The 25,872-nt window shown below is 41.4% G+C and carries 19 protein-coding genes; 10 read left to right on the top strand and 9 right to left on the bottom strand.

Features of this window, described 5'->3' with window-relative positions:
* Window positions 1-88 precede the first annotated feature (88 nt).
* The 5 genes from ABJH64_RS04290 to selD all read left to right on the top strand — a co-directional run bounded on the left by ABJH64_RS04290 (window position 89) and on the right by selD (window position 8,488).
* Window positions 89-1,285, top strand: a complete 1,197-nt coding sequence (locus ABJH64_RS04290) for an AAA family ATPase (RefSeq protein WP_348275988.1) — start codon at window positions 89-91, stop codon at window positions 1,283-1,285.
* A 225-nt stretch (window positions 1,286-1,510) separates the two neighbouring features.
* Window positions 1,511-5,797, top strand: a complete 4,287-nt coding sequence (gene dnaE, locus ABJH64_RS04295; protein ID WP_348275987.1) for a DNA polymerase III subunit alpha — start codon at window positions 1,511-1,513, stop codon at window positions 5,795-5,797.
* A gap of 233 nt (window positions 5,798-6,030) precedes the next feature.
* Window positions 6,031-6,351, top strand: a complete 321-nt coding sequence (gene trxA / locus ABJH64_RS04300) for a thioredoxin (RefSeq protein WP_348275986.1) — start codon at window positions 6,031-6,033, stop codon at window positions 6,349-6,351.
* 66 nt (window positions 6,352-6,417) lie between these two features.
* A complete protein-coding gene (gene mnmH / locus ABJH64_RS04305) occupies window positions 6,418-7,464 on the top strand; it encodes a tRNA 2-selenouridine(34) synthase MnmH (protein WP_348275985.1) in 1,047 nt (348 codons plus the stop codon).
* On the top strand, window positions 7,445-8,488 hold the full coding sequence (gene selD, locus ABJH64_RS04310; RefSeq protein ID WP_348275984.1) for a selenide, water dikinase SelD: 1,044 nt from the start codon (window positions 7,445-7,447) through the stop codon (window positions 8,486-8,488). Before mnmH ends, selD begins: the two co-directional genes overlap by 20 nt.
* A 204-nt stretch (window positions 8,489-8,692) precedes the next feature.
* Here selD and ABJH64_RS04315 read toward each other — a convergent pair whose 3' ends face one another.
* Together ABJH64_RS04315 and ABJH64_RS04320 are read right to left on the bottom strand one after the other, a co-directional pair.
* Window positions 8,693-8,863: a hypothetical protein gene (locus ABJH64_RS04315; protein WP_348275983.1), complete on the bottom strand. Its 171-nt coding sequence runs from the start codon at window positions 8,861-8,863 to the stop codon at window positions 8,693-8,695.
* A 68-nt stretch (window positions 8,864-8,931) separates the two neighbouring features.
* Window positions 8,932-11,454: a lamin tail domain-containing protein gene (locus ABJH64_RS04320; RefSeq protein ID WP_348299137.1), complete on the bottom strand. Its 2,523-nt coding sequence runs from the start codon at window positions 11,452-11,454 to the stop codon at window positions 8,932-8,934.
* Between the two features lie 180 nt (window positions 11,455-11,634).
* Between ABJH64_RS04320 and ABJH64_RS04325 the strand changes: the two genes are divergently transcribed.
* The 3 genes from ABJH64_RS04325 (at window position 11,635) to ABJH64_RS04335 (ending at window position 16,996) form a co-directional block, all read left to right on the top strand.
* The gene (locus tag ABJH64_RS04325) at window positions 11,635-12,624 is read left to right on the top strand and encodes an aspartate-semialdehyde dehydrogenase (protein ID WP_348275680.1); all 990 of its coding nucleotides are present in this window, start codon (window positions 11,635-11,637) and stop codon (window positions 12,622-12,624) included.
* Window positions 12,624-13,808: a class I SAM-dependent methyltransferase gene (locus ABJH64_RS04330; RefSeq protein WP_348275679.1), complete on the top strand. Its 1,185-nt coding sequence runs from the start codon at window positions 12,624-12,626 to the stop codon at window positions 13,806-13,808. The genes ABJH64_RS04325 and ABJH64_RS04330 overlap by 1 nt, the downstream gene beginning before the upstream one ends.
* Before the next feature lie 773 nt (window positions 13,809-14,581).
* Window positions 14,582-16,996, top strand: a complete 2,415-nt coding sequence (locus ABJH64_RS04335) for an FtsX-like permease family protein (protein ID WP_348275678.1) — start codon at window positions 14,582-14,584, stop codon at window positions 16,994-16,996.
* Window positions 16,997-17,923: 927 nt separating this feature from the next.
* On the opposite strand, the gene ABJH64_RS04340 is transcribed toward ABJH64_RS04335, so the two are convergent.
* Together ABJH64_RS04340 and carB are read right to left on the bottom strand one after the other, a co-directional pair.
* Complete coding sequence (locus tag ABJH64_RS04340; RefSeq protein WP_348275677.1) at window positions 17,924-18,184, bottom strand: DUF4834 family protein; 261 nt, start codon at window positions 18,182-18,184, stop codon at window positions 17,924-17,926.
* A gap of 75 nt (window positions 18,185-18,259) precedes the next feature.
* Entirely contained in the window at window positions 18,260-21,079 is a 2,820-nt protein-coding gene (gene carB / locus ABJH64_RS04345) for a carbamoyl-phosphate synthase large subunit (RefSeq protein WP_348275676.1), read from the bottom strand.
* Between the two features lie 283 nt (window positions 21,080-21,362).
* Between carB and ABJH64_RS04350 the strand changes: the two genes are divergently transcribed.
* Both ABJH64_RS04350 and ABJH64_RS04355 read left to right on the top strand, forming a co-directional pair.
* Window positions 21,363-22,358, top strand: a complete 996-nt coding sequence (locus tag ABJH64_RS04350) for a sugar kinase (RefSeq protein ID WP_348299157.1) — start codon at window positions 21,363-21,365, stop codon at window positions 22,356-22,358.
* 109 nt (window positions 22,359-22,467) lie between these two features.
* Complete coding sequence (locus tag ABJH64_RS04355) at window positions 22,468-23,124, top strand: bifunctional 4-hydroxy-2-oxoglutarate aldolase/2-dehydro-3-deoxy-phosphogluconate aldolase (RefSeq protein ID WP_348277077.1); 657 nt, start codon at window positions 22,468-22,470, stop codon at window positions 23,122-23,124.
* Window positions 23,125-23,190: 66 nt separating this feature from the next.
* Here the strand turns inward: ABJH64_RS04355 and ABJH64_RS04360 are convergent, their stop codons facing one another.
* The 5 genes from ABJH64_RS04360 to ABJH64_RS04380 form a co-directional block, all read right to left on the bottom strand.
* On the bottom strand, window positions 23,191-23,778 hold the full coding sequence (locus ABJH64_RS04360) for a DUF308 domain-containing protein (protein WP_348277078.1): 588 nt from the start codon (window positions 23,776-23,778) through the stop codon (window positions 23,191-23,193).
* Between the two features lie 41 nt (window positions 23,779-23,819).
* Window positions 23,820-24,326 carry a GNAT family N-acetyltransferase gene (locus ABJH64_RS04365; RefSeq protein WP_348277079.1) on the bottom strand — a complete coding sequence of 169 codons (507 nt, stop codon included), beginning with the start codon at window positions 24,324-24,326 and terminating at the stop codon, window positions 23,820-23,822.
* A 132-nt stretch (window positions 24,327-24,458) separates the two neighbouring features.
* Entirely contained in the window at window positions 24,459-24,647 is a 189-nt protein-coding gene (locus tag ABJH64_RS04370) for a hypothetical protein (RefSeq protein ID WP_348277080.1), read from the bottom strand.
* An 8-nt stretch (window positions 24,648-24,655) separates the two neighbouring features.
* Entirely contained in the window at window positions 24,656-24,961 is a 306-nt protein-coding gene (locus ABJH64_RS04375) for a hypothetical protein (RefSeq protein WP_348277081.1), read from the bottom strand.
* Window positions 24,962-25,351: 390 nt separating this feature from the next.
* Window positions 25,352-25,789, bottom strand: a complete 438-nt coding sequence (locus ABJH64_RS04380; RefSeq protein WP_348277083.1) for a UPF0158 family protein — start codon at window positions 25,787-25,789, stop codon at window positions 25,352-25,354.
* Window positions 25,790-25,872 lie beyond the last annotated feature (83 nt).

A 25,872-nucleotide genomic window follows, 5' to 3' on the forward strand; every position in this document is an offset into this window, starting at 1 on the left:
ATAATGCACTTTAGAAAATATACTTTTTTACATTAAATGTATCTTCAAAGATACACCTATCTGTAAATATTGTATCTTTGAAGATACAATGCAGGAACTAATTCGAAGATATCAAAGCTTAATTACAGGAATTGATCTGAAATTCGAGCGTTCCCTTTTGACTAAAATCAACTGGGATGCTCGTGCAATAGGTATTAAAGGTGCGCGTGGAACTGGAAAATCAACCCTATTGCTTCAGCACCTCAAGGCTTCAAATTATGGCGAAAAGGCTATTTATTTTTCACTAGATGATCTGTATTTCAAAAACTCCACACTGCTAGAAACTGGGGAAGCCTTCTATCAAGCAGGTGGTAGAAAGCTTTTTTTAGATGAAGTTCACAAGTACCCCGACTGGCATCGGGAAGTAAAAAACTTATACGATTTCTACCCTGATCTTCAACTGGCATTTTCAGGCTCATCGATTCTTGAGCTTCAAAAATCGAGTGTTGATCTAAGTCGAAGAGTCCTTTTTTATGAGCTCACTGCTTTATCCTTCAGGGAATTTCTCCAATTAAAATATGGCTTTGATTTCCCTGCTTACACTTTCGAAGAAATCCAAAGCAACCATATTGAGATAGCAAGGAGCATAAAACAACTACTTGAATCTCCGCTCCCCTATTTCCAAGAATTCCTGTCGTACGGATCCTATCCTTTTTTCAATGAAGGCCTTGAAGAATATAGCTACAGATTACAACAAATAATTAATGTCATAATCGATTATGATCTTCCTGAAGCAAAGGACATATCGGTCAGTACACAGAACAAATTAAAAAAACTACTTTATGTGATTTCTGAATCGGTTCCTTTTACGCCAAATGTGTCTAAGCTCGCAACACAAATAGAAACAACACGTCCCATTCTACTTGAAATGCTTCATATATTGGAAGAAGCTAGGCTAATACGCAATCTAAGGTCTGCGACGAAAGGAATCAGTCTGATGAATAAGCCAGAAAAAATACTACTCTCCAATGCAAATCTAGTTAAATCACTATCCGAAAAGGGCTGGAACTCTGGAAACATCAGAGAAACCTTTGCACTCGATCAACTTCAGAATGCTGGCTTTACTATTACCCATCCTTCAAAAGGTGACTTTTTGGTTAATGAAGAAGTTCTATTGGAAATTGGAGGAAAAAACAAAGCTTTAACCCAAGTAGCTCACCATGAAAATCACTTTGTTTTTTCGGATGAATTAGAAATAGGCTGGGGAAAGCAGATTCCTCTTTATCTGTTGGGTTTCTTATTATAAGGGTGAGCGTTTCGCTCTACTTTTTAGAAGATTAAGTTTCACAATTTCAAAATAGAAATACAGCCTGACTCTAAATACATTTACTAAATCCTATGCTCTCTGCGCAAACCTCCGTGTTCATCATGGTTTAAAAAACTTTCGCAAAATTCTCTGACAATTACCTCCAGTACGCTTGCCTCCTTTCAGAGATTAGCCCTAATTTGAAGGCTCAATTACCCAAGCTGTATGTATTTAATTTTTGATACCGAAACCACCGGTCTTCCTCGCGATTACAATGCTCCCATGTCCGACGTGGACAACTGGCCACGCCTTGTCCAGCTCGCTTGGCAACTGCATGATGCTAAGGGAAATCTGATTTCAAATCACAATTACATCATCCGCCCCGAAGGATTTACCATTCCATACAATGCGGAAAAAGTCCATGGAATTTCCACCAAGCGCGCCTTAGCCGAGGGTCATGACCTAAAGCAAATCCTTGGGATTTTTGAAGGAGATGTGAAGCAAGCCAAATATTTGGTTGGACACAATGTCGAGTTTGATGTCAACGTCACCGGGTCGGAGTATTACCGTGCTGAGGCTACTATGCCATTGACAGCAAAACAGCTGGACACCAAAGACATTTCAACGGATTTCTGTGCACTTCCCGGCGGCCGAGGAGGCAAGTACAAATGGCCAACACTCACTGAGCTTCACCAAAAACTATTTGGAAAAGGCTTCGGGGATGCGCACGATGCAGCGTATGACGTGGATGCAACTGCTCGCTGTTTCTTCGGCTTGATCACCCAAGGAGTGCAAGCTCCTGAAGCTGGAATTTCTATCGCTGAAGTAATCTACGAAGCTCCGAAACTGGAGGAAGCGAACTTTGCGCAAGCAAAAGATGCTCAAAAAGCTGCTGCAAAAGATGTATTAAAGCAAGCTGGAAAAGCTGACATTTCAGACCTCACAGACATTCCATTCACTCACTTGCATGTGCATAGCCAATACTCAGTCTTGCAAGCCACTTCTGAGATTCCTGCGATGATTGCTCGCGCAAAAGAACTAGGAATGCCAGCGATTGCTCTGACAGATCACGGCAATATGATGGGTGCTTTCCACTTCGTAAAAGAAGCCTTGGCAAAAGACATCAAACCGATTTTGGGTTGTGAATTCAATCTCTGTCGTGACCGGAAAAACAAGTCAAACAAGGATGACGGCTACCAAACTGTACTCCTTGCAAAAAATAAAGCAGGATATCATAACCTGGCCAAATTGGCTTCCTACGCCAACATAGAAGGCTTTTACTACGTCCCGCGAATCGATAAAGATCTGCTAGTTCAATATAAAGGCGATCTGATTGCCACCACGGGAGGACTTTGGGGAGAGATTCCTTTTCTTATTCTCAATGTGGGTGAAACTCAGGCAGAGGAAGCTTTCGTCTGGTGGAAAGAACAATTTGGTGAAGACTTTTACGTAGAACTCAACCGTCATGGAGTTCCTGAAGAGGAGAAAGTAAACGAAGTACTTCTGGATTTTGCAGCAAAGTATGACGTAAAGTATTTCGCAGCAAACAATTCTTACTACAGCGAAAAAACCGATGCCAAAGCGCATGACGTGTTGCTATGCGTGAAAGATGGAGAGCTATACGACAAACCGAAAAAGTACATCGGCAAGCGTGGACGTGAATTTCGCTATGGCTTTCCAAATGATGAATTCTACATCAAGACTCCCGATGAGATGAAAAAGCTCTTCGCGGATTTGCCGGAGGCTATAGCGTGTACGAGTGAGATTACTGAAAAAATCGAGACCTATAAACTCGCGCGGGAAGTGCTACTTCCTGCTTTTGAAATCCCCGAAGAATTTAAGCATGCGGAGGATGAAATAGATGGAGGAAAGCGTGGAGAAAATGCTTTCCTAAGGCATCTGACTTACGAAGGAGCCAAAAAACGCTACCCAGTAATCACACCAGAGATCACAGAACGTCTGGACTTTGAATTGGCAACTATTGAGAATACGGGCTACCCAGGTTACTTTCTGATCGTACAGGATTTCATTGTTGAAGCCAGGAAGATGGGCGTTTCCGTAGGTCCAGGTCGTGGATCTGCTGCTGGATCAGCTGTTGCTTATTGCACAGGCATTACCAATATCGATCCTATCGCTTACAACCTCCTTTTCGAGAGATTCCTGAATCCTGACAGGGTTTCCCTTCCCGATATTGATATTGACTTTGACGATGAAGGCCGGGGTTCGGTGATCGATTATGTGATCAAAAAATACGGTTCCAATCAAGTTGCCCAAATCATCACCTACGGAACGATGGCAGCCAAGTCAGCCATCCGAGATACCGCACGTGTTCTAAATCTGCCGCTTCCAGAAGCTGGCAGACTTGCCGGCCTTGTACCTGACATTAAGCTAAAAGCATTATTTGGTTTAGCTGGAAATCGGGCTGCACTTTCCGACAAACTCAAAGGCCAAGCCGAGATGATCGCCAAAGCAGACGAACTCATCCGAATCTCCAAAGGTCAGGATGATTCCGCCAAAACGATCAATCAGGCCACGATGCTGGAAGGTTCGGTTCGAAATCTCGGAATCCATGCTTGCGGTGTAATCATCACTCCCGCGGACATTACGAACTATGTACCGGTAGCTTTGGCCAAGGATTCTGACATGGTTTGTACGCAGTTTGACAACTCCGTGGTGGAATCTGCCGGTTTGCTCAAGATGGACTTTTTAGGATTAAAAACCCTTACCCTGATAAAAACCGCGGTTCGAATCGTCAAGGAAAGACATGGGATTGAGCTGGATGCGGATCACTTTCCGATTGATGATACGAAGACATACGAGCTTTTCCAGCGTGGCGAAACGGTCGGAATCTTTCAATATGAATCTGCCGGGATGCAGAAGTACATGCGCGAGCTGAAGCCAACAGTCTTTGCGGATTTGATTGCCATGAACGCCTTGTATCGTCCAGGACCATTGGCGTACATTCCTTCTTTTATCAAAAGAAAGCATGGAACGGAAGCGATCGAATACGATTTGGACGACATGCAAGAGTACTTGGAAGAAACGTATGGCATTACCGTTTACCAAGAGCAAGTGATGCTTTTATCTCAAAAACTAGCTGGATTCACCAAAGGTGAGGCGGATGTTTTGCGTAAGGCGATGGGTAAAAAGCAGAAGGATGTACTGGATAAGATGAAGCCTAAATTCGTAGAACAAGCTTCAGCCAAAGGTCACGATGCCAAGAAACTTTCGAAGATTTGGACTGACTGGGAAGCTTTTGCCTCTTATGCCTTCAACAAGTCCCACTCAACTTGCTACGCATGGATCGCTTATCAAACAGCGTATTTGAAAGCGCATTATCCAGCGGAATACCTTGCTTCGGTGCTGAGTAACAACATGAATGACATCACGCAAGTGACGTTTTTCATGGAGGAATGCAAGCGAGCTGGAATCCCAGTTTTAGGCCCTGATGTGAATGAATCAAAAAATGGATTTACGGTAAACCAAGCTGGAGAAATCCGATTTGGGATGGCTGCTATCAAAGGCGCTGGCTCCGCAGCAGTGGATGCGATTATTGAGGAGCGAGAGAAAAACGGCCCATATAAGAACATCTTTGACTTTGCGAAGCGCGTTAGTTCCAAGGCTTTGAATAAGAAAACCATGGAAGCTTTGGCGATGGCAGGTGGGTTTGATTGCTTCCCACAGCATCATAGAAGACAATATTTGGAATCTGCAGATGGCGATCTGAATCTGATAGAAAAAGCCACCAAGTACGCTCAAAAAGTACAGCAGGAAGAAGAAAGTAATCAGGTAAGTCTTTTCGGCGGAGGTGCAGGAAGCATGGAAGTCCCCCTTCCTACTATCGCGCCTATGGAGCCTTTCACGCAGCTACAGCAATTGAACATCGAAAAAGAAGTGGTTGGGCTTTATATTTCTGGTCATCCACTCGACCAATTCCGATTGGAAATTGAGTCGTTCACTAATGCCTCATTGCCTGATCTGAATGATTTGGAAAATCTAAAAAGCCGCTCAGACATCAAATTGGCTGGTTCAGTCTCGACTTTTGCACACAGGACGACTAAGAATGGCAAACCTTTTGGCACGCTAACGCTGGAAGATTATCAAGGGGCATTTACATTTTTCCTCTTCGGAGACGATTACGTGAGGTTCAAAGAATACTTTATGCCAGGCTGGTTTCTGTTTATCAGCGGGACGGTAGCGGGTAAGCGTTGGGCTGAAAACGAACTTGAATTCAAGATTAACAACATCACTTTGCTGGACGAGATCCGCGGGAAGATGGTAAAAGGTCTTCGTATCAATATCAATCTGGATGATTTGACTTTAGACTTGATGGAAAAGCTACAGGCGATTACTGAGAAGTATAAGGGCGATGCCAAGCTGTATTTTGATGTGATAGACCGCAAGGAAAATATTGCGCTGGAGCTTTTCTCCAAAAAATTCTCTATCGATCCAAGTGCAGAAATGATCACGGAACTGAAGCAGATTCCGGAGGTGATGTATAAGGTGGTGTAATTGAAAAAGCTGGAAGTTAAATGACCGAGGTTGCTTTATGAATTAGTTTGAAGCTAAAAATCTCAGTTTAAGACTTCATTAGAACAAGGCAAAGTGACTAATCCAGACCATTTCAATCCTAACCATTTTCAATCGATCATTGTCAAAAAAATCAGATGCCTCGGAACTTATTAATCCTCTATCGGCTTTTGCTCATATATTTGAAAAATAAGAAACTTTAAACTAAACATACAATGGGAAAAGCGATAGAAATTACCGACGCTAACTTTGAAGAAATCATCAAATCTGAGCAACCAATTCTAGTGGATTTTTGGGCTGAATGGTGCGGACCTTGTAAAATGATCGGTCCAGTAGTAGAAGAATTAGCTGGAGATTATGAAGGCAAAGCTGTCGTAGGTAAAGTAGATGTGGATGCAAATCCAGGTGTGGCACAAGCATTCGGCATCAGATCTATCCCAACGCTCCTTTTCTTCAAAGGTGGCGAGATCGTTGACAAACATGTCGGAGCAGTTCCAAAATCAGTTTTGGCACAAAAGCTAGATGCTCAACTTTAATTAGTTGACTATTTTACATTCAGAGCCGCAAGGAATTACTTGCGGCTTTTTTTATCTTCAAACTTTATGGCCGAGCAGTTAATTTCTTTGGAGGACTTTTGGAAGTTGCGGAATGAGTTTCCGTTGATCGATGCCCGCAGCGAAGGGGAATTTGCCCAAAGCCACGTCCCAAACTCCGTCAATATCCCGATCCTTAACAATGCCGAGAGAATAGTCGTCGGAACGCTTTACAAAGAAATGGGTTCTGAAGAGGCCACCATTAAAGGCTTTGAACTGGTCGGTCCTAGATTTCATCTTATCTTAAAAGATGCGTTGGAAAAATTCCCAGAAAAAAAAGCACTCATCTATTGCTGGCGAGGTGGCATGCGCAGCCAGATCCTTTCTTGGTTATTGACGATGGTAGGATTTGAAGTTTACCGGCTAAAAGGCGGATACAAAAGCTATAGAACTTATACTTTTGACGCAGTCAGAAAAGAAAGGAAACTACTTGTACTTGGAGGAAAAACAGGGAGCGGAAAAACCAGATTACTTCACATGCTCCAGGAAGCGGGCGAGCAAATCATCAATCTGGAAGGGCTGGCAAATCATAAAGGTTCATCATTTGGATCTATCGGCCAGCCACCTCAGCCTTCCGTGGAGCAATTTGAAAACAATTTTGCTGAGAAACTTAGAGACCTGGATGATACTAAATACATCTGGGTGGAAAACGAAAGCCGGAAAATCGGCAGAACTATTTTGCCCCAAGAATTCTATGATCAGATGCTGGCCGCGCCACTGATCGATATTGTAAAAACAGAGCAGGAACGCATCAATCTGATTGCTGAAGAGTATGCAGATCTTCCGACAGATGAACTGATCCTAGCTGTACTCAGATTGAAAAAACGCCTAGGCGGGCTAAGAACTTCCCAAGCGATAGAGGCAATCGTGGAAGGTAACGCTGAAGCTTGGATATCAAATATGTTGCTCTATTACGATAAAGCCTACGCTTTTGACTTGGACAAGCATGCCCAAGGAAAAACTATTCAACTCGATCTTCGAAATGTTGATCCTGCCACATCCGTCCAAAAACTACTTGAAGCAAAATCTCAATTTCATGGAAAATACACCAACTAGACTAACCGAATGGAGTGAAGGCTCCGGGTGCGGATGCAAAATTTCGCCGGCAATTTTAGATCAAATACTCAGTTCCAGCGGCTCATTTTCACAATCTGACCCAAAACTTTTGGTGGGAAATTCAGGGAAAGATGATGCGGCAGTTTATCAAGTTTCTGAGGATTTGGCAGTGATCAATACAGTGGATTTTTTTACACCTATCGTCGATGATCCCTTTGATTTTGGGAGAATTGCTGCCGCAAACGCACTTTCGGATGTGTATGCAATGGGTGGAAAACCGATTTTCGCGAATGCGATTCTAAGTTGGCCGGTAGAAAAACTGGCTCCCGAGCTTGCAGCTAAAGTCATGGAAGGAGCAAAAGCTATTTGCAAAACAGCTGGAATCGAATTGGCAGGCGGACATTCCATCGCTGCAAAAGATCCCATTTTTGGACTTTCAGTAAATGGGGTTATTCATCCTCATAAAATCAAAAAAAATCAAGGAGCAAAAGTGGGTGATATCATTTACCTCACCAAACCGCTGGGAGTAGGTGTATTAGCAACAGCGCTGAAGCGTCAAAAGATCTCGGACAAAGACTACATGAGTTTATTGGATACGGCTTGCAGATTAAATTCCATCGGCGAAATCATAGGCAATCACGAGGAAGTTCATGCGATGACGGATGTCACTGGCTTCGGCCTTCTTGGGCACTTAATAGAAATGTGTGAAGGGTCTGAACTTTCAGCGGAAATTGATCTCTATAGGTTGCCAATGATCGCAGGCGTGCAGGAATACATCAATCAATTTATTTTCCCTGACAATACATACCGCAACTGTCATGCATACAGTGCTAAGACAAAAGGTGTGGTGGGAATGGATCTGGTCAAGCTCTGCGATCCTCAAACGAGTGGCGGATTAATGCTTGCCGTTAATACTATGAATAAGGACAGGTTTGAAGAAGCGATGAAAGAGCAAAACCAAGTGATATGGGAAATCGGAAGATTTAAGGAGAAAAATGATTTTGTAGTGGAAGTATTGCCATGAAAAACCCATTCTGAGTATCCGCAATGATGCGAGTACCTAAGATTTCTTTGTTCATGCGGTCAAAAGACCGAGGACAGCTACAGCTTTAATTCTTAAGTAACTACCCCTGAAATGATTTAGACTCTTCACTACTGACGAAACCGCTTTATTCTTAACGAGAAATTCCGCTCTTCCAATTTTAGAAATCCGGGCACAAAAAAACCGTCATGCGACAGCTTTTTCTTCTTCTAACATTTTCTTTAATCGACTTTTGAGGACTAAATCGTCTGCATCAATTCGATACTTCATAGTCAAATATTGTGAGACCTCTTTGAGATCTTTGCCATTTTGCAGGTGAAGCTGCTGCAAGGCCTGGGTGATTAGGTCTTTTTGCATGGATATGGGATTTTAAGTGCTTTAAGATACGAATTTCTGCTTTTTAAACTCAGAAAAGAGCATAAAAATTATAGTCTAGTAGCCACGACAATGGTCTTACGTATCACCATGACTTGTCCAGATAAGTCATATAACTCCACCATCAACACATAATATCCAGGCCTCACCAACTTTCCCTGACTATCTGTGCCTGTCCAGGTAAACAAACCTGAAGCACCAAGCAACTCGTGTTGGGCCAAGACCTGAACCATCTGACCTGTAGTAGAATATATCCGAAAACTGCCTACCCAGCCAGGCTGATCCAACTCGTAGCGAATAGCCGTAAAGGTATTCCCATTACTCCCCTCAGGATCAAACACTTCAGGCTCAATCAGAATCAAATCCCCTTCAAATTCCCCAGAAATAACCTGTGAATTTTTTCTACCAGGAGTCCCATAGCCCTCTACGGCTGAGGCTGAATGCCAATTTGCAGGTGAAGAAGCTGGAGATTCCGTAGAAAGTCGCTCTAATGAGACTCCCTTCGGATCTCTCAACAGCGGATGGTGCAGCTCTTCAGAATAGGTGAATGAATCTGCTAACTCCCCTACCGAATTCAGCAAAACAACGGTTTGACCAGCTATCGGATAACTGGGAAGTGCCTTGATTTTGGTGAATTGACCAAAGGAGGATTTTGGAAAGTCTAGCTTCAGCTGATCTGTATTAGTAGTAATCGCCAGAAAGCCTTTTGGAGGAATGATCACCGAAGTCTCGCTAAGTTGCTTCAACTGATCTACTTCCCCAAATTCGTCCTTATTTGCAAGCATCCAATCTTTGACCTCCACATAGCTATCACTCACGTTAACCAGTTCGATAAACTTCGGTGATCCAGTTTTTGGATTGAAAAGAAGTTCATTGATCCAAACCTCGCCGATCTGCGCCTGTAGCGGCAGAACAAGTCGTATCACTTCATCTTGCACAAATTGGTTTCCGAAGCAATCAAAGACTCCATTGATTTGAAGGGTATAAATAGTATTTGGAGAAACTTCATTCTCCAAGAAAATCTGAATCTGGTTGGACTTGACCACAAATAAAGAGTCAATCGAAAGGTTTGGGTCAAACCCAAAGTTGGACTGATCCAACCCCACCAAAACAGGTTTTGAGAAGGTAAGTAAAAGACTCTTCTCGGTAAGAAACTCAGCAGAGATGAGCGAAAGTAAGCTTACATCTGGAGCCAAACTAAGTACTGAATTTTCGCGACCTGGAGTTCCTCTGAGCAGATCTACTGAGGCTTTCAACAAACTACTTTGATCACAGGGGTAAAAGGGATTAGGCACTTCCAAGCTGTACCCTCCGCTAGCAAAATCACTACCAGCCCAGCTACCAGTGGTGTAGGAAATGACATCAATCAATTTCCCCTGGTCATCTCTCAAACTCACTTGATCACCAGAATTCAATAATGTCGGCCAATTTCTAACCGGAATCACTCTCCCATAGTCACGCAGAAGTGACGCTTGATTTTCAGAACAAAAAATCAAGAATTCCCCAGGCTGAACCCACTCTGAGCCCAATACAACCCTATTTCTGGAATTAGCATAGCTGACGCCACTAAGCCGAATCGGATACTCCCCAGCATGAAAAATCTCTACATATTCTACATTCGGCAAGTCTAAGTCAGCTTTTGGAGCAGGCATGAGCTCATTGATCACCAAAGTTTTATGTGGAATAAAAGTAGGGTCAAAAAACTGAAAATTAAGGAGCGAGTCCTGAAGGAAGTTCCCCTCCAGGTCAGGGATTTGTAAAACCTCCAATTGGTAATTTCTTCCATTTTCGAGTTTCACTTCAAAAGTCAAATAAACTAGTGAATCTGATTTGCGCTTAGCTTCCAAAGGCTCTATCCCATCCAATTTATAATTGAGAATGAACTCAGAAAAGACTGGATCCAGCTCCTCATCAAACTGGATTTCAATTTCCCTTTCATCAAATCCACGGACATTTTTAATCTTAGGTGCAGCTGTATCTTCTACGAATTCCCCAAACTCAAAATCATCCATCAGCCATTTTGCGCAGCTCCCAATCCCAGGCCCATAGCGAATCTCTAGCTTGAGGTAAACTTCACCTGCTTCCTGCAACCCCTTAGGTAATTCAATCGCAAACAACCTGAATTCCTGATCTTCATTCTCAAATTCATCTGGCTCACCAAGTGTCTCCCGGACTGAGTAATCTCCGTCCAGCTGCTCTCCCCATCGATAAGAAACTAACGCAGATCTATCACCTGAACCATTTTTGACTGATCTAGCCCAGAACTTAACTTGGGGATCAGTGAATTGACCCGGAGCTAGCCTGATGACAATTTCTCCATCAAAAGTAGAAATAGGCTGAACAGCAAGAGCTTTACTTCCATTTCTTCCAAGTCCATTTGCCGGGTAAATCCGTGAGGAAGTTGCTCTGATTTCATTTCCAAACCATCCAGTCAAAAACTCATTAGGATAGTTTTGGATAGCAAATACACTCTCAAAATCCTGAGTCTGCCTGTTTAGATCAGCCTGAGAAATATCTTTCACTGAGAAAACAGTGAAAAACAGTAATTGCCAAATAAAAAATAAGCTCAGCATACGTAGGTCAATTAAAAAGTCTTGACTAAATATAATTATCAAAATGATGACAAACCACGACCTTTGTTGAAAATAATTCAGTTTTAGCCAAAATATTTGAAATTCAGGTCTAGAAATGAATTAGTAGCCCTTACTTTTGTGCTTCAAAAATTTTCAACAACTACTTTTAAGCAGAAGCAGATGAAATTAGCAGTGGTAGGAGCTACCGGATTGGTGGGCTCAGAAATCCTAGAGGTGCTAGCAGAGCACAACTTCCCTTTTGACGAACTTCTATTGGTCGCTAGTGAGCGATCTGTAGGTAAACAGATCGACTATCAGGGTAAACCGTACAAGGTGATAGGACTTGCTGAAGCTGTTTCATTGAAACCTGAAGTAGCTATTTTTTCCGCAGGAGGAAGCACTTCTACCGAATGGGCTCCCAAGTTTGCAGAAGTTGGCACCATCGTGATTGACAATTCCTCGGCATGGAGAATGGATCCAACAAAAAAACTGATCGTACCTGAGATCAATGCAAAAGAACTAACTAAAGACGATAAGATCATTGCCAATCCAAATTGCTCTACCATTCAAATGGTATTAGCTCTGGAGCCTTTGCGCGAGCGCTACGGCATCAAGAGAATCGTAGTTTCTACCTACCAGTCGGTGACAGGTACAGGCAAGGCTGCAGTAGATCAAATGATGGCTGAGCGTGTTGGCGAAAAGGCAGACATGGTCTATCCTCATAAAATCGATATGAACGTACTTCCTCACATAGATGTGTTCCAGGAAAATGGCTATACCAAGGAGGAAATGAAGATGATCAAGGAAACGAAAAAAATCTTCAGTGACGAATCTATCCAAGTAACTGCAACTACGGTAAGAATCCCAACTATGGGCGGCCACTCCGAAGCAGTAAATGTGGAATTTAAAGAGGATTTTGATCTGGCGGAAGTGCGTGAGCTATTGGCAGCAGCTCCCGGCGTGATCGTACAGGATGATCCGGCTAATAATGTATATCCTATGCCGATCAACGCGCATAAGAAAGACGAGGTATTCGTAGGTCGCTTGAGAAGGGATGAGTCTCAGGCAAATACACTAAATATGTGGATTGTGGCAGATAACCTTAGAAAAGGCGCTGCAACCAACGCCGTACAAATCGCAGAATACGCGCTCGCAAACGGTTTGATTTAATGGATTTGACCCAGTTTCATAGGGCCGATTTCCAACAATTTGTGCAGGATCATCTTAGGGAAGATCCTGCACTTTTGCTTTTTAGATACCAAGGCAAAACTGATTTCGATCTAAAAGCAGCGGTGCAACAAATCTCCGCACGACAAAAGGCAGCTAAGAAACTCCCTTCATGGGCTGCAAATCCTCAAGTGATTTTTCCAGCATCTATTTCTTTGGAGCAGAGCTCTTCCGAACAAACTGCTGAATTCAAGGCTAGAGGCAGAAAAGGTAAACTTATGATAGACCTCACTGGAGGCTTCGGAATAGACAGCTATTTTCTAAGCAACCATTTTGAGAAAGCCATTTACTGCGAAAAGCAGGAGGATTTGGCAGAGATTGCGGAGCATAATTTAGAAGTGCTGGCAACTGAGAAATTTGACATCGTAAAAGGTGACGGATTAGCATTTTTAGCTCAGACGGAAAAGCACTTTGATTTGATCTTTGCCGATCCTGCACGAAGGGGAAAAGGCAACCAGAAGCTATACAAACTTCAGGATTGCGAACCTGACGTGGTCAGTTCTTGGGAAATGATGAAAAGTAAAGCGGATTCGATTTTGTTAAAATTATCTCCAATGCTCGATATTTCTCAGGCACTCAGCGAGCTTCAAGATATTCAGAAAGTCCAAGTCATCTCTGTAAAAAACGAAGTAAAAGAGCTGCTCCTTCATTGGGATAAAAACTCATCCGATGCCCATAATACCATTGAAGCGGTGGATTTGGGGGCAAAAGAAAGCAGTTTTTCATTTACTGCTGAAGAGGAAGCATTGGCAACTTCTGAATATGGAGAAATGGAAAAGTATGTGATTGAACCACTTTCAGCAGTATTGAAAGCGGGTGCATTTAAGACTTTTGGAGAGCGATATGACCTGAGAAAACTTGACCAAAATAGTCATTTGTACACTTCGTCTGAAGTTCCAGTTGAAATCCCAGCGAGAATTTTCGAGGTAATCCGAGAAGTCCAGCCGAAGAAAGCAGAAGTCAAAAAGCTTTTTCCCTCAGGAAAAGTGAATGTGATCACTCGCAATTATGCCAGCGGATCAGAAGTACTGAAGAAAAAATTAGGGATAAAAGATGGAGGAGAGGACTTTTTGATCGGCACAAAAACTCAAACTGGTTTTAAGATTTTTTGGTGTAGGCTGATGTAGGCTAATTAAAAAATTTTTTGATTTGGAATCGGAATTTTAAGCTCTGAGTATCTACCCTCTTGGGTGTAGTCAAATCTCCGTAAAGACCGGATGAAGCTTTTTAATTTGGCTTAATATCCATACCAATTTGCCAACTTTCATATCGACATATACCATAAGAAAAGTAAAAATTTCTATTTATATGAAGGCGTAATTGCAAATTACGCCTAGGCTAACGCTCAATTTCAAATTATTACTACACTGCATTCAAAGGGGGATTAGGATGGACCCAGGATACGTTTTCTGCCAGCATCAGCTAAGGCATAGCCCCCAGGAATTTTGTTATCCTGCCCTGATTCTTAAATAGACTAGAATTACAACTTCTATAGGATAAGAAGGTGGTATTGCAAATTCCACCCAGTCACCACGAACTTTTGACTAAGCTGAGAGAGGGCTTCACTTTTCAAAATCAACCGAAAACCCCAAAATTAAAGCATATGGAAAACAAATGTCCAACTATCCTATTTTAGTCCGACAGTAGAGATTTTTAATAAATACTTTGATCAAGGGCTTGAAATTCAATTAAATGAATGAATCTACATTTGCCCGTTGACGAACATTTTTGTTCGGGACCTTTGCTTTACACTTTTGAAAAGTTGGTCATTTAGCCAATTTGGAGACTTTTTTAATGGCACAAAAATGGAAAAGTTTTCTCTGAGTTTTTTTCGCCAAACATAAGCAAAGATGAAAAGCTTGGATTTGTATCTTGAGATATCCCACCCAAAAAAGTAAGTATGATGATCAATAATTACCTCAAAATTGCATTAAGAGGATATCTCAGAAACAGGAGGTTTACATTTTTGAATTTACTGAGTTTGGTTGCAGGTTTATTTGTCGCCTATGTAGGAATTACTTACATCAAGTTCGAAAATAGCTACGATAGTTATCATGAAAATTCTGATCGGATTTACCGATTGGTTAGAACTTATAGGTCACAAGATTACAGCATCATTGGGTTTCCAAGTTGGTCTGATGAAGCTTCTGAAGAACAACAGCAGCAAGCAGAAAGTCTGAAATCTTCTCCGGGAATTGAAGAAGTGACTCAATTTATAAGCTCGCCTACTACGGAATTTATCACATCTGGCGAAAATCAAATTCAAAATGATGGAATTCTAACTACCAATACCCCAGCTGGCTTTGTCAAAATGTTTACTTGGAACCCAGTTTTAGGTTCATTAGATAATTTTTCAAGAGGCAACAAAAAGGCAATTCTGACTGCTTCTGTGGCTGAAAAGCTGTTTGGCTTTGATTTCTATTCACAAGCTGAACTAATTAGCAGCCCAATCCAAATTGGAGGAGAGAATTATGAATTGGTAGCTATCATAGAGAATGTTCCCGTGAATTCCCATTTTGATTTTCAGGTAGCCCTGAGCACAGATAGAATCGATTATTGGGGAAGTAGAATTTATCTTCAAACCAATGAGAACAGTAAAATAGCTGAGGTAGAAGATCAGTTAAATTCAACAATTGCCACATTTAATCCTCGATTGGCAAAGGATGAATTGTACTTTGGACATTATCTTCAACCTATTGAAAGCATTCATCTGAACTCTAATATTCTTTATGAATCCAAAACTCCTGGAAATAAAAAATACATCACCCTGATTTCCTTCTTTGCAGGATTTATTTTGATCATCACACTTTTCAATTACGCCAACCTGACTTTGGCAATTAAATCAAAAGAAAGTAAAACGATAGGGGTAAGAAAAGCTATGGGAGCCCAAAATTCCATGATTACCAGTCAATTTATAATTGAGGGTGTGCTGCTATCCTTGATTTCTATCCCCTTTGTTGGAATTTTGATTTCATTGGTAATTCCAAAATTTAATGAATTGATGGGAACAGCTATTGCCAGCAACCTGATTCAAGATCCATCGACTTTTCTCATTTTGCTTGGTTTGGCAATTCTGATTGGGATTTTGGCCAGTTTATCCCCTTCAATTTATTTGAGTATGCGTGGGGCTGTCAGTTTGTTTAAAGAAGATCTCAAACAGTCTAACTTTCAGCAATTCCCGATTAGAAAATATCTGGTAATCAGTCAATTTGTAATTCTGATTGCGATTAGCTCGGTTTCGTTTTTGATTTCTCAGCAACTCGAGTTTGTAGATAGAAAAGACATTGGATACAAGAAAGAAGGAATTCTTTACGCCTACACCTCGCAGGTAAATCAGGAAATATTTCGTCATAAGCTTCGACAGATTCCCGGGGTAATTGCAGTGGGAGCTGGCAGTTCCTTTGGGCTTCAAGCCTTCAATCAAGGGACTTATAAATTAGAAGGCTTAGAAAATGTCTATGATGATTCTAATCAATTGTATCTGGATTTAGAGGGTTTAAAAGCTTATGATTTGAAGACTACGCTTGAAGGAAATCCGAGCACTGGACTTACCTTAATCAATCGTACTGCCGCAGAAAAATTTGCCAATGTAAAAGGGGTACGAGTTGAAGATTTGATAGGTACTCAAGTAATCACAGAACCGGAATATATCAATGAAGAGACTGGACAGATAGGGTTTCCTTTTACCATTGGGGGGATTTTCGAAGACATTCATCTCTTTTCTCTACATGAGAAAGTAACTCCCTATTTTTTAACCATTTCAGAGAATGTGGAAATGGATGGCCGAAGTATCATTTCATATTATCCTGAAAATTCAGCCGAAGTTTTGGCGGGGATCAATTCTATCTATAATGAACTGGATGAATCCTTTCCTTTGGAACTGGAATATTTAAGTGAAAATGTCGCCCAACTCTATGCTCAGGATAGACAAACCGCAGATTTGCTCCTTTACTTCAATATTATCGCAGTCTTTTTGGCTGCACTTGGGATTATAGGAATCACTATTTTCTTGACTATGGCTCGGAAAAAGGAAATCGGAATTCGTAAGGTTCTTGGAGCTTCTGTTTTTTCCATCATTAAATCTTCTACTAAAGAATACTTAATACTTGTTGGAGTAGCATTTTTGATTGCTTGGCCTATAGCCTACTATGCAGCTAATTCCTGGCTTTCAAATTTTGCCTATCGAATCAATATTAATCAACTTGTTTTTGCATGCATTGGATTGATCACTTTCATCTTTACTGCTATCCTAGTAGGGATTATTGCCTACCAAGCTGCTCAAGCTAATCCTGTAAAAAGTCTGAAAAGCGAATAGAAAACAGATTAAAGAAATATTAAACCATTGATGATTTGACAACCACTTTTGGGTGTAGTGAAATCACTGTAAAGACTGGATAAAGTTTTTATATTCAGCTTAATATCCTTAACAATATGCCAACTTTCATATCGACATATACTATAAGAAAAGTAAAAACTTCTATTTATATGAAGGCGTAATAGCACATTACCTTTAGGCTAACGCTCAATTTCAAATGATTACTACACTGCACTCAAAGGGGGCGCAATTATAAATGCACTTGCTGGAGCAGGTGCTGGTGAAGCCCCCCGCATTACCGGTAGCAATAATAGGTTGTGAAATCTGTGGTTTTATTGGTACTATTGGAGGTGCTCTTTCAGGCGCAGCTGCTAACCGTGATTAATTGTAAGATATGAAAAAATTTATTATACATCTCGCGAGCAAGTATCCATATCAACTACTTAAAACCATCTCTTTAGTTTTCAACCTAGCTGCCGTAGTGGTTACGTCATTTCAAACAAAAAACGCGGTCAATTACCTTGGTACAAATGAAGCTTGGCGATTTTATTTTTCAACGATCTCTTTAGTGATCTTTTCATCTATGCTTTGTTTAACTGTTTTTTACGTGTTTTTCTATAAAAGAGATTTACCTAAAAGTCAAGTCGATTAAATGCTTGTTTAATGAGTGAAGCTCAAAAGATATTCCAGCGAGAATTTTCGAGGTAATCCGAGAAGTCCAGCCGAAGAAAGCAGAAGTTAAAAAGCTTTTTCCCTCAGGAAAAGTGAATGGATTTAAGATAACAAATTTCTAATCGCTTTCTAGGATCAATTTTGACCCTATAAAAATCAGCTAATTAGTCCAGCTTCCGGAGAAGTAGGGCAACTGTTAAAATTGTGCTCTCAGTGTAACCTCTGCGGTAAAAGAAGAATAAAAAAAGTGAAGGATTACTCCTTCACTTCTTCATAATCGACGTATTCTCCGCCTCTTATATCTTTTTGCCTTTTTTCAGCATATTTTTCGGGTATAATATCCACATGAACCCCATCCTTGGTAGTCTGAGAACGCTTCCTTTGCTCTCGTTCCGCTTCCTTGGCTACTTCATTCACATGTTGTGCAAATTTGGCCAATTTGCTTCTCAGAAAATATCGGATCAGCTGGCCAAGTAGCCAACCAACTCCGAGTACTATTACAAGAAATTTCCACACAATAGGTTAATAGTTTATTCCTTATTCAATTTAATTTTCCCTATTCAGCTTTTAGAATTAAGACTTCAGCTTTTATTATCTACTCAAATACAGATTTCGCTCCGCGTATATTTTGAGGAAGTAGTCATCCATCAGATCTTCGATAAAGTAAATCGCTTCACCGGTGGATTTCATTTCAGGCCCCAATTCTTTGTTTACTTTTGGGAATTTATGGAAAGAAAAAACTGGTTCCTTAATAGCATAACCCTTTTTGTAAGGCTTGAATTCAAAGTCAGTCACTTTTTTCTCCCCTAGCATCACCTTTACGGCGTAGTTGACATAAGGTTCCCGGTAAGCTTTGCAAATAAATGGAACTGTACGTGAAGCTCTTGGATTTGCCTCGATGATATAAACCTTGTCATTTTTGATCGCAAACTGTATGTTGATCAAGCCTACGGTTTTCAACGCCAAGGCAATCTTCTCCGTGAAAGTTTCAATCTGACGAATCACCAAATCTCCCAAGTTGTAAGGAGGAAGCACTGCGTAAGAGTCTCCTGAGTGAATACCAGCCGGCTCGATGTGCTGCATGATTCCGATGATATAGACATTCTCCCCATCACAGATTGCATCAGCTTCAGCTTCTATAGCACCTTCCAGAAAGTGATCCAGCAAAATCTCATTGTTAGGAATATCTCTCAACACATCCACTACGTGTTGCTCCAGTTCCTTCTCGTTGATCACGATTTTCATCCCTTGCCCGCCCAATACATAACTTGGACGAACCAACAGTGGGAAACCAATCGTCTTACAAAGCTCAAGCGCTTCGTCAGTATTATGTATTGTCCCAAACTCAGGATACGGCACATTCAATTCTTTCAAAAGACTAGAGAATCTCCCTCTGTCTTCTGCCAGGTCCAATGCTTCGAAACTAGTTCCGATGATCTTAATTCCGTATTTATCCAGCTTTTCGGCAAGCTTCAAGGCAGTCTGACCGCCCAATTGGACTATCACGCCTTCAGGCTTCTCATGAAGAATAATCTCGTAAATATGCTCCCAGAATACCGGCTCGAAATACAACTTATCTGCAATATCAAAATCCGTAGAAACGGTCTCAGGATTACAGTTGATCATGATCGTCTCATAGCCACATTCCTTGGCTGCTAGCACCCCATGTACGCAAGAGTAATCGAATTCAATTCCTTGACCAACACGATTTGGACCAGAACCAAGGACAACGACCTTTTTACGGTCAGAGCTTATCGATTCATTTTCGGAGCCAAAAGATGAGTAGTAATACGGAGTCTTCGCTTCGAATTCTGCTGCGCAGGTATCTACCAACTTATATACTCGCTTGATGCCCATTTCGGTGTAGCGCTTGTCGAAAACTTCGCTTTCCATGCAATCCAGCAAATGTGCTATTTGACGGTCTGCGTAGCCCTTTCGCTTAGCCAGATCCATCATCTCAAACGGAATAGTATCTATTTTATATTTCTCGATTTCTCTTTCTAGGTGAATCAATTGTTCGATTTGCTTCAAGAACCACTTGTCGATCTTGGTCAATTCCTGTATCGTTCGGAAAGAAATACCAAGCTTAAATGCATCATACACATGGAACAATCTGTTCCAGCTAGGGTTAGCCAGGGAGTACAGGATCTCTTCTTGATTCCTCAATTCTTTTCCATCTGCCCCGAGACCATTTCTCTTGATTTCCAGAGATTGACAGGCTTTCTGAAGTGCTTCTTGGAAATTTCTTCCTATTCCCATCACCTCACCTACTGACTTCATGGACAAGCCCAATCTTCTGTCAGCGCCTTTGAATTTATCGAAGTTCCAACGAGGCACTTTCACAATCACATAATCTATGGAAGGCTCAAAAAATGCCGAGGTTGTTCCTGTAATTGAGTTTTTCAACTCATCCAAATTATATCCTATGGCTAATTTAGCTGCTACTTTCGCGATCGGGTAACCAGTCGCTTTGGAAGCCAAAGCCGAAGAACGGGACACGCGTGGATTGATCTCAATACCGATGATCTCAGAGTTATCTGGACTCACAGAAAACTGGACGTTACAGCCGCCGGCAAAGGTGCCGATGCTATTCATCATCGTGATCGCAAAATTCCTCATGCGCTGATATGTCGTATCTGGCAAGGTCATCGCAGGAGCCACCGTGATAGAATCTCCCGTATGCACTCCCATCGGATCAAAATTCTCGATAGAACAGATCACGATCATGTTGCCGATATTATCACGCATCACTTCCAGCTCATATTCTTTCCAGCCGATGATACTTTGCTCGATCAATACTTCATGAACTGGAGAGGCTTGAAGTCCTGCTACGAGAGCCGCTTCGAATTCTTCCTCTTTTTCTACAAACGCTCCTCCTGCTCCACCTAAGGTATAGGAAGCTCTGATGATCAACGGAAAACCAATTTCTTGCGCGATTTCCTTTCCCTGTAGGAAAGAAGTGGCGGTACCACCTTTACAGACGCCTACGCCGATTTTTTCCATCAGCGCTTTGAATTTCTCTCTGTTTTCTGCGGTGTCAATGGCATCGATGTCCACACCGATCATTTTCACCCCATATTTATTCCAAACACCGCCCTTTTCGCAGTCAATCGCCAGGTTCAAGGCCGTTTGCCCACCCATAGTAGGAAGAACTGCATCGATATCCGGATGATCTTTTAGGATTTGAACGATGGATTTTTTCTCCAAAGGAAGCAAATACACATTATCTGCTGTGACCGGATCGGTCATGATCGTTGCAGGATTAGAATTGATCAGCGTCACAGTGATGCCTTCTTCACGAAGAGACCTGGAAGCTTGGGAACCTGCGTAATCAAATTCGCAAGCTTGACCAATAACGATGGGACCTGAACCAATGATGAGAACGTGCTTGATGCTGCTATCTTTCGGCATTAGAGAGAGGGATTGATGGTAAAGTTTTGCTTAAGTCCAAATTAGGGCAAAATTAAAAAAATATTCGGAAGAGGCATGGTAAAATGCCAAAGAAATCCAAAACTACTTTTGAATATCCAGCAATTTTAACTGGGTAAAATTTCGTTTTTAGCAAAAAAAATGAATGAGAATTATTTGTTAACCAATTATTGACATCTATTATTGTCTAATCATAAAGGACAAGAGTGGTTTTATTTCCCCTCCTTTTTTTGATAAATCCACAAATCGTAAAACATCCCACGCGATGAATAAAAGAATAATCACACTGGGTGAGATCATGCTTAGGCTCTCCACACCTGGCTATGAGCGCTTCATCAAAACCCAATCTTATGAGGTAAATTATGGCGGAGCAGAGGCAAATGTAGCTGTTTCCCTTGCATACTGGGGCTTGTCAGCTGCTCACATCACCTCCTTTCCCGATCACGACATTGGCAAAGCTGCTGTAAATACGCTTCGTTTTTCTGGAGTCGATACTTCTTTCATTCGCTATAATGAAGGTAGAATGGGGGTATATTTTGTGGAAAATGGCGCCATGCAGCGCTCTTCCAAAATCATTTACGATCGCTTCGATTCAGCTTTTGCCAAGGTCAATGTGAAAGATTTTGACTGGGAAAAAATATTCGAAGGTGCCGATTGGTTTCACTGGACAGGCATCACGCCTGCAGTATCTCAGTCTGCCGCAGACCTGTGCTTAGCTGCCGTAAAAGCTGCTTCAAAGCTAGGGGTAAAAATCAGTGCTGACATCAATTACCGTCGGAATCTATGGCAATATGGCAAAGAGCCATTAGACATTATGCCAGAGCTGATCGAGCCATCGCATCTCATAATTGCGGGCTTGACAGACTTCGAAAACTGCATGGGAATCACCGAGACAGACTATTTGCAAGCTTGTGAAAAAGCCAAAAGCATGTGCCCTGCCCTGAAGTATGTATCTACTACCCACCGGGATTCTATCTCTGCCTCAGCCAATGACCTGAACGGCGTCCTATGGAATGGGCAGGCTATGCTAGAATCCAAAACCTACGAAATGACACACATCGTGGATAGAATAGGTGGCGGTGATGCGTATATGGCTGGATTGATTTACGGATTGCTGCATTTGGATGATCAGCAAGCGCTAGATTTTGCAGTGGCGGCTTCAGTATTGAAGCACTCGATTCCAGGCGATGCCAACTATGTCTCTATTGAAGAGGTCAATCAGCTAGTGGAAGGAAAAAATGTAGGTAAACTTTTACGATGATCAGAAGAATGAAATCTACATGATAAAAATCATCCTTAATACACACGGGGCAATGATGATTTTAATCGTTAAAGATTCCATGTGACCATAAAAAATCAACTATAAACACATGAAATTTTCAAACAGTGAGATGTTAAAAGCCATGAGCGAAACAGGGATGATTCCTGTATTCAATCATGAGGATATTGAAATAGCCAAAGGCGTTCTGGATGCTTCATATAGCGCAGGAATTCGCGTGTTTGAATTCACCAACAGAGCGACAAACTCCTTGGAAGTTTTCAAAGAACTCTGTGAGTATGCATCAAAATATGAAGACATGGTCATGGGAATTGGCACTATTTTCACCATTAAGGATGCTAATGCATTCCTTGAAGCAGGAGCAGACTTTATTGTTTCCCCTGCATTGATCCCAGAATTAGCCGTGCATTGCAATTCCAAGAATGCATTCTGGATTCCAGGTTGTGCTACCATGTCTGAGATTTTTCAGGCGAAAAAGCTTGGTGCTACCCTGGTGAAAGCTTTCCCGGGAAATGTGGTAGGTTCGGCATTTGTCGCAGCTGCTAAGTCTGTCTATCCAGAGCTACATATCATGCCAACCGGCGGAGTGGAACCTACCGAAGAAAACCTGAAAGAATGGTTTGATGCTGGGGTGTACTGCGTGGGAATGGGATCCCAGCTTTTCAAAAAAGATTGGATCAAGAATCAACAATATGATTTATTGGAGCAAAAAATTGCGGAGACGCTGAAGATTATTAGAAATATATAGGCAGTATAAAGTGTAAGTGGCAAGTTGTTTATTGAGGACTACTCACCACTTACAAACTGTTCTTATTTATCTTTCTCGTTCCCTCAGGTTACCTGGGATATTATGCAGCTTTTTCAACTTCAATGAAAACCAAATGGCTCCAACTCCCAAAAGAATGAAGGTGATAGCTGTGAGGGAGACCAAAGTCAAGCCTACTACTGCTGGATTCCAAATCAATAAAAAGGACAAAATAACTCCTATTATGCTCATCCAGAGTAGTGATTGATATTCATCCCCGTGATCTTTCATACTGAGCGCAAAACTAATCCCAGCTACCGAGCGAAACATCACCCCAAAACCTACATAAAGGGGAAGTGTGACCATAGACAAAGCCGGATTGGACAGCAGAAGAATTCCTATCATAGCACTGAAAATCCCAGAAGCCAGAAACCAGCCCCAATTGTCAATGTTGTCTCTGTTTCCCAAAGCAAAAGAAATCTCCGCAATACCCGAAAGCAGGAAGGAGATACTAAAAAAAGTAGCTAAAACTAGGTAGGAAGCCAATGGAGTACGGAATACCCATATCCCCAAAAGAATAAAAATCACACCTATTATGGTAATTAAATACCAGTGTGATATTGCATTTTTAATTGATTTTAATGATTGTGAAGTCATAAAAAGATAGAGTTAAGGTTATAAGATATTTTGTTGAAATTTTACTTTTTCTGGTGGGGAATCAACTCATAATATTGCTCTAATAAGGGTACTCCATAAGTCCTTGATTTCATCTCGCTGATTTTCTTAAATCCCATTTTTTCATACAAACTCGCCGCTGCGTCCATGCCCGTACTGGTATATAAATAGGCACCTTCGTACTTGCGATCTTGATAGAACTCTATCCACTCGTTTATCAATATGCTTCCAATGCCTTGACCACGAAATTCTTTTTCCAAGATAAAATACCTTAGCTGCGCACGGTTTGAGGGTCTATGCATCAGTAACACAAAGCCTACCATCTTCCCTGCACTCTCCACCACCCAAACTCTATCTATTTTGGGATTGTACGCGCGATAGAATTCCAGCAAACTTTCCATCACATAAGCTTCGAAGCCAAGCCCAAAGTCATGTTCCTCGGCATAGACTTTCCCATGCAATGCCGCCACCTGTCCAAGATCTCCTGGCTCAAGGGTATTTCTTATGGAAAATTGGGGAGAGTGTAGCATTCATTTAAAGTAGGAAAAAATCATGAAATAGCACGCTATCACCAAAGCAAAAAATCCCTGAACGACTAAACCCTTAGAAAGCGGTGAAGGGAAAAGATTAGGACGTGGACTACCTTCACCTCATCAAACAAGTCATTTTTCAGCAGAAAGATCTGAGGCTATTTTATCAAAATTCTTGCTAATCGGACCGGAAAAGGTAATGATATCACCGTCTTTCACCACAAATGAAATACTTGTTATCGCCTTATCTCTGATATTTCCTTCTCCAAACTCTCCCTCAATATCTAATAACAAAGGATATGGAAATTGACTTGATGACATCCACTCTTTTAATTTAATAGTACCTTACCTGCATAATAAAAAATATATTCAAATTCTGGATGCTTCACATGACTCTCTTCCCAAGGATGGTGTAAGGATGACCACTTACCAATTCCTTTAGTATAAGTAACTACCTGATATCTGGCAGATGTATTGGGTGAATCACGTATAGTTTCAGGAACTCTGATCTCCTTCACACGATCTGTATGATGCATAGGAATATACTCTTCCTGACTACTGCCAGAACTTGTACAACTGATAGAAACTACCACTACGAGTAAAACAAGGGTACTATAGGTTAGGGATTTTCGCATAGAGTATAGCTGGATTATCTTCCTCTTTAACGGTTTCAATTATTGATAAAGCTTCTTTAGAGAGATTCAGGTTTTGTCTATTTCGAACAAGGTACAACGCATAGCTAATAAATAATATAGTATCATTTTCCAAACCTATGGGAGTCATAAGGTGACCATTTATATCTGCACTTACTTTTATTTTTCGCGCTACTTTTGAGTCCTTATTTAGGATTACAAGTTCCTTCCAAATCTCTCCTTCTTTTTGAATAAAGAATAGAAGACCATAAATGAACACCCTAAGTCCTGCTTCTGGAGAAGTAGGATAACTGTGCCCTCTGCGAAACCTCCGTGATCACCGCGGTTAAAAGCAAAAAAAAAGCCGCCCAAAGCTGAACGGCTATACATGTCTTAACCTTCGGTATAGTTGAAACTATCCACCTGCTCCTTGATCCAGTCCTGGTACTTTTCGGTTCGGAATTCTATCCAGTCCTTTTTGTACTTGGAGTCCTCGATCAAAAACTTGAATGCTGTGTTGGCTTTTGGTTTGGTCAGCGAACTCACCAAATCATCGGCTAGATTTTTTTCTTTGACACGACGGTCAATAAAATCCTGCATCATCTGATGCTCCTGAGCTGGCTCCATCTGGGTAAACTCGGCGTAATTGTCCGGGTTTTCCTCAATTTCGTCCAGTATATCCTCTTCATCAGGTGTCAGATCGTAATTGTAATAATCCTCGTCATCCGGCATGTGATGAATTTTTTTCTTGTCGATCTGATAGAAGCAGATCATTCCTTTGAGTAATTGGGTGGAGATAAGGTCTATCTCCTTGTCAGTGAGGGAAAGCATTGATGGTTTACAAAATTTTTCGAAAAGTAATTAAAGACAACTTGTGATCAAATTCAATCAGTAAATAAGCAATTGAAGCACCA

The sequence above is a fragment of the Algoriphagus sp. genome (genome assembly GCF_039969895.1).
Taxonomy (GTDB): domain Bacteria; phylum Bacteroidota; class Bacteroidia; order Cytophagales; family Cyclobacteriaceae; genus Algoriphagus.

What these genes read in the sequence shown, in the direction of transcription:
- ABJH64_RS04360 (WP_348277078.1), bottom strand. Translation starts at nt 23,778, where the DNA reads ATGACTTCACAATCATTAAAATCAATTAAAAATGCAATATCACACTGG.
- ABJH64_RS04315 (WP_348275983.1), bottom strand. Translation starts at nt 8,863, where the DNA reads ATGCAAAAAGACCTAATCACCCAGGCCTTGCAGCAGCTTCACCTGCAA.
- selD (WP_348275984.1), top strand. Translation starts at nt 7,445, where the DNA reads ATGGAAAATACACCAACTAGACTAACCGAATGGAGTGAAGGCTCCGGG.
- ABJH64_RS04355 (WP_348277077.1), top strand. Translation starts at nt 22,468, where the DNA reads ATGAAATTTTCAAACAGTGAGATGTTAAAAGCCATGAGCGAAACAGGG.
- ABJH64_RS04325 (WP_348275680.1), top strand. Translation starts at nt 11,635, where the DNA reads ATGAAATTAGCAGTGGTAGGAGCTACCGGATTGGTGGGCTCAGAAATC.
- carB (WP_348275676.1), bottom strand. Translation starts at nt 21,079, where the DNA reads ATGCCGAAAGATAGCAGCATCAAGCACGTTCTCATCATTGGTTCAGGT.
- ABJH64_RS04380 (WP_348277083.1), bottom strand. Translation starts at nt 25,789, where the DNA reads ATGCTTTCCCTCACTGACAAGGAGATAGACCTTATCTCCACCCAATTA.
- ABJH64_RS04375 (WP_348277081.1), bottom strand. Translation starts at nt 24,961, where the DNA reads ATGCGAAAATCCCTAACCTATAGTACCCTTGTTTTACTCGTAGTGGTA.
- ABJH64_RS04365 (WP_348277079.1), bottom strand. Translation starts at nt 24,326, where the DNA reads ATGCTACACTCTCCCCAATTTTCCATAAGAAATACCCTTGAGCCAGGA.
- ABJH64_RS04370 (WP_348277080.1), bottom strand. Translation starts at nt 24,647, where the DNA reads ATGTCATCAAGTCAATTTCCATATCCTTTGTTATTAGATATTGAGGGA.
- ABJH64_RS04320 (WP_348299137.1), bottom strand. Translation starts at nt 11,454, where the DNA reads ATGCTGAGCTTATTTTTTATTTGGCAATTACTGTTTTTCACTGTTTTC.
- mnmH (WP_348275985.1), top strand. Translation starts at nt 6,418, where the DNA reads ATGGCCGAGCAGTTAATTTCTTTGGAGGACTTTTGGAAGTTGCGGAAT.
- ABJH64_RS04335 (WP_348275678.1), top strand. Translation starts at nt 14,582, where the DNA reads ATGATGATCAATAATTACCTCAAAATTGCATTAAGAGGATATCTCAGA.
- trxA (WP_348275986.1), top strand. Translation starts at nt 6,031, where the DNA reads ATGGGAAAAGCGATAGAAATTACCGACGCTAACTTTGAAGAAATCATC.
- dnaE (WP_348275987.1), top strand. Translation starts at nt 1,511, where the DNA reads ATGTATTTAATTTTTGATACCGAAACCACCGGTCTTCCTCGCGATTAC.
- ABJH64_RS04350 (WP_348299157.1), top strand. Translation starts at nt 21,363, where the DNA reads ATGAATAAAAGAATAATCACACTGGGTGAGATCATGCTTAGGCTCTCC.
- ABJH64_RS04330 (WP_348275679.1), top strand. Translation starts at nt 12,624, where the DNA reads ATGGATTTGACCCAGTTTCATAGGGCCGATTTCCAACAATTTGTGCAG.
- ABJH64_RS04290 (WP_348275988.1), top strand. Translation starts at nt 89, where the DNA reads ATGCAGGAACTAATTCGAAGATATCAAAGCTTAATTACAGGAATTGAT.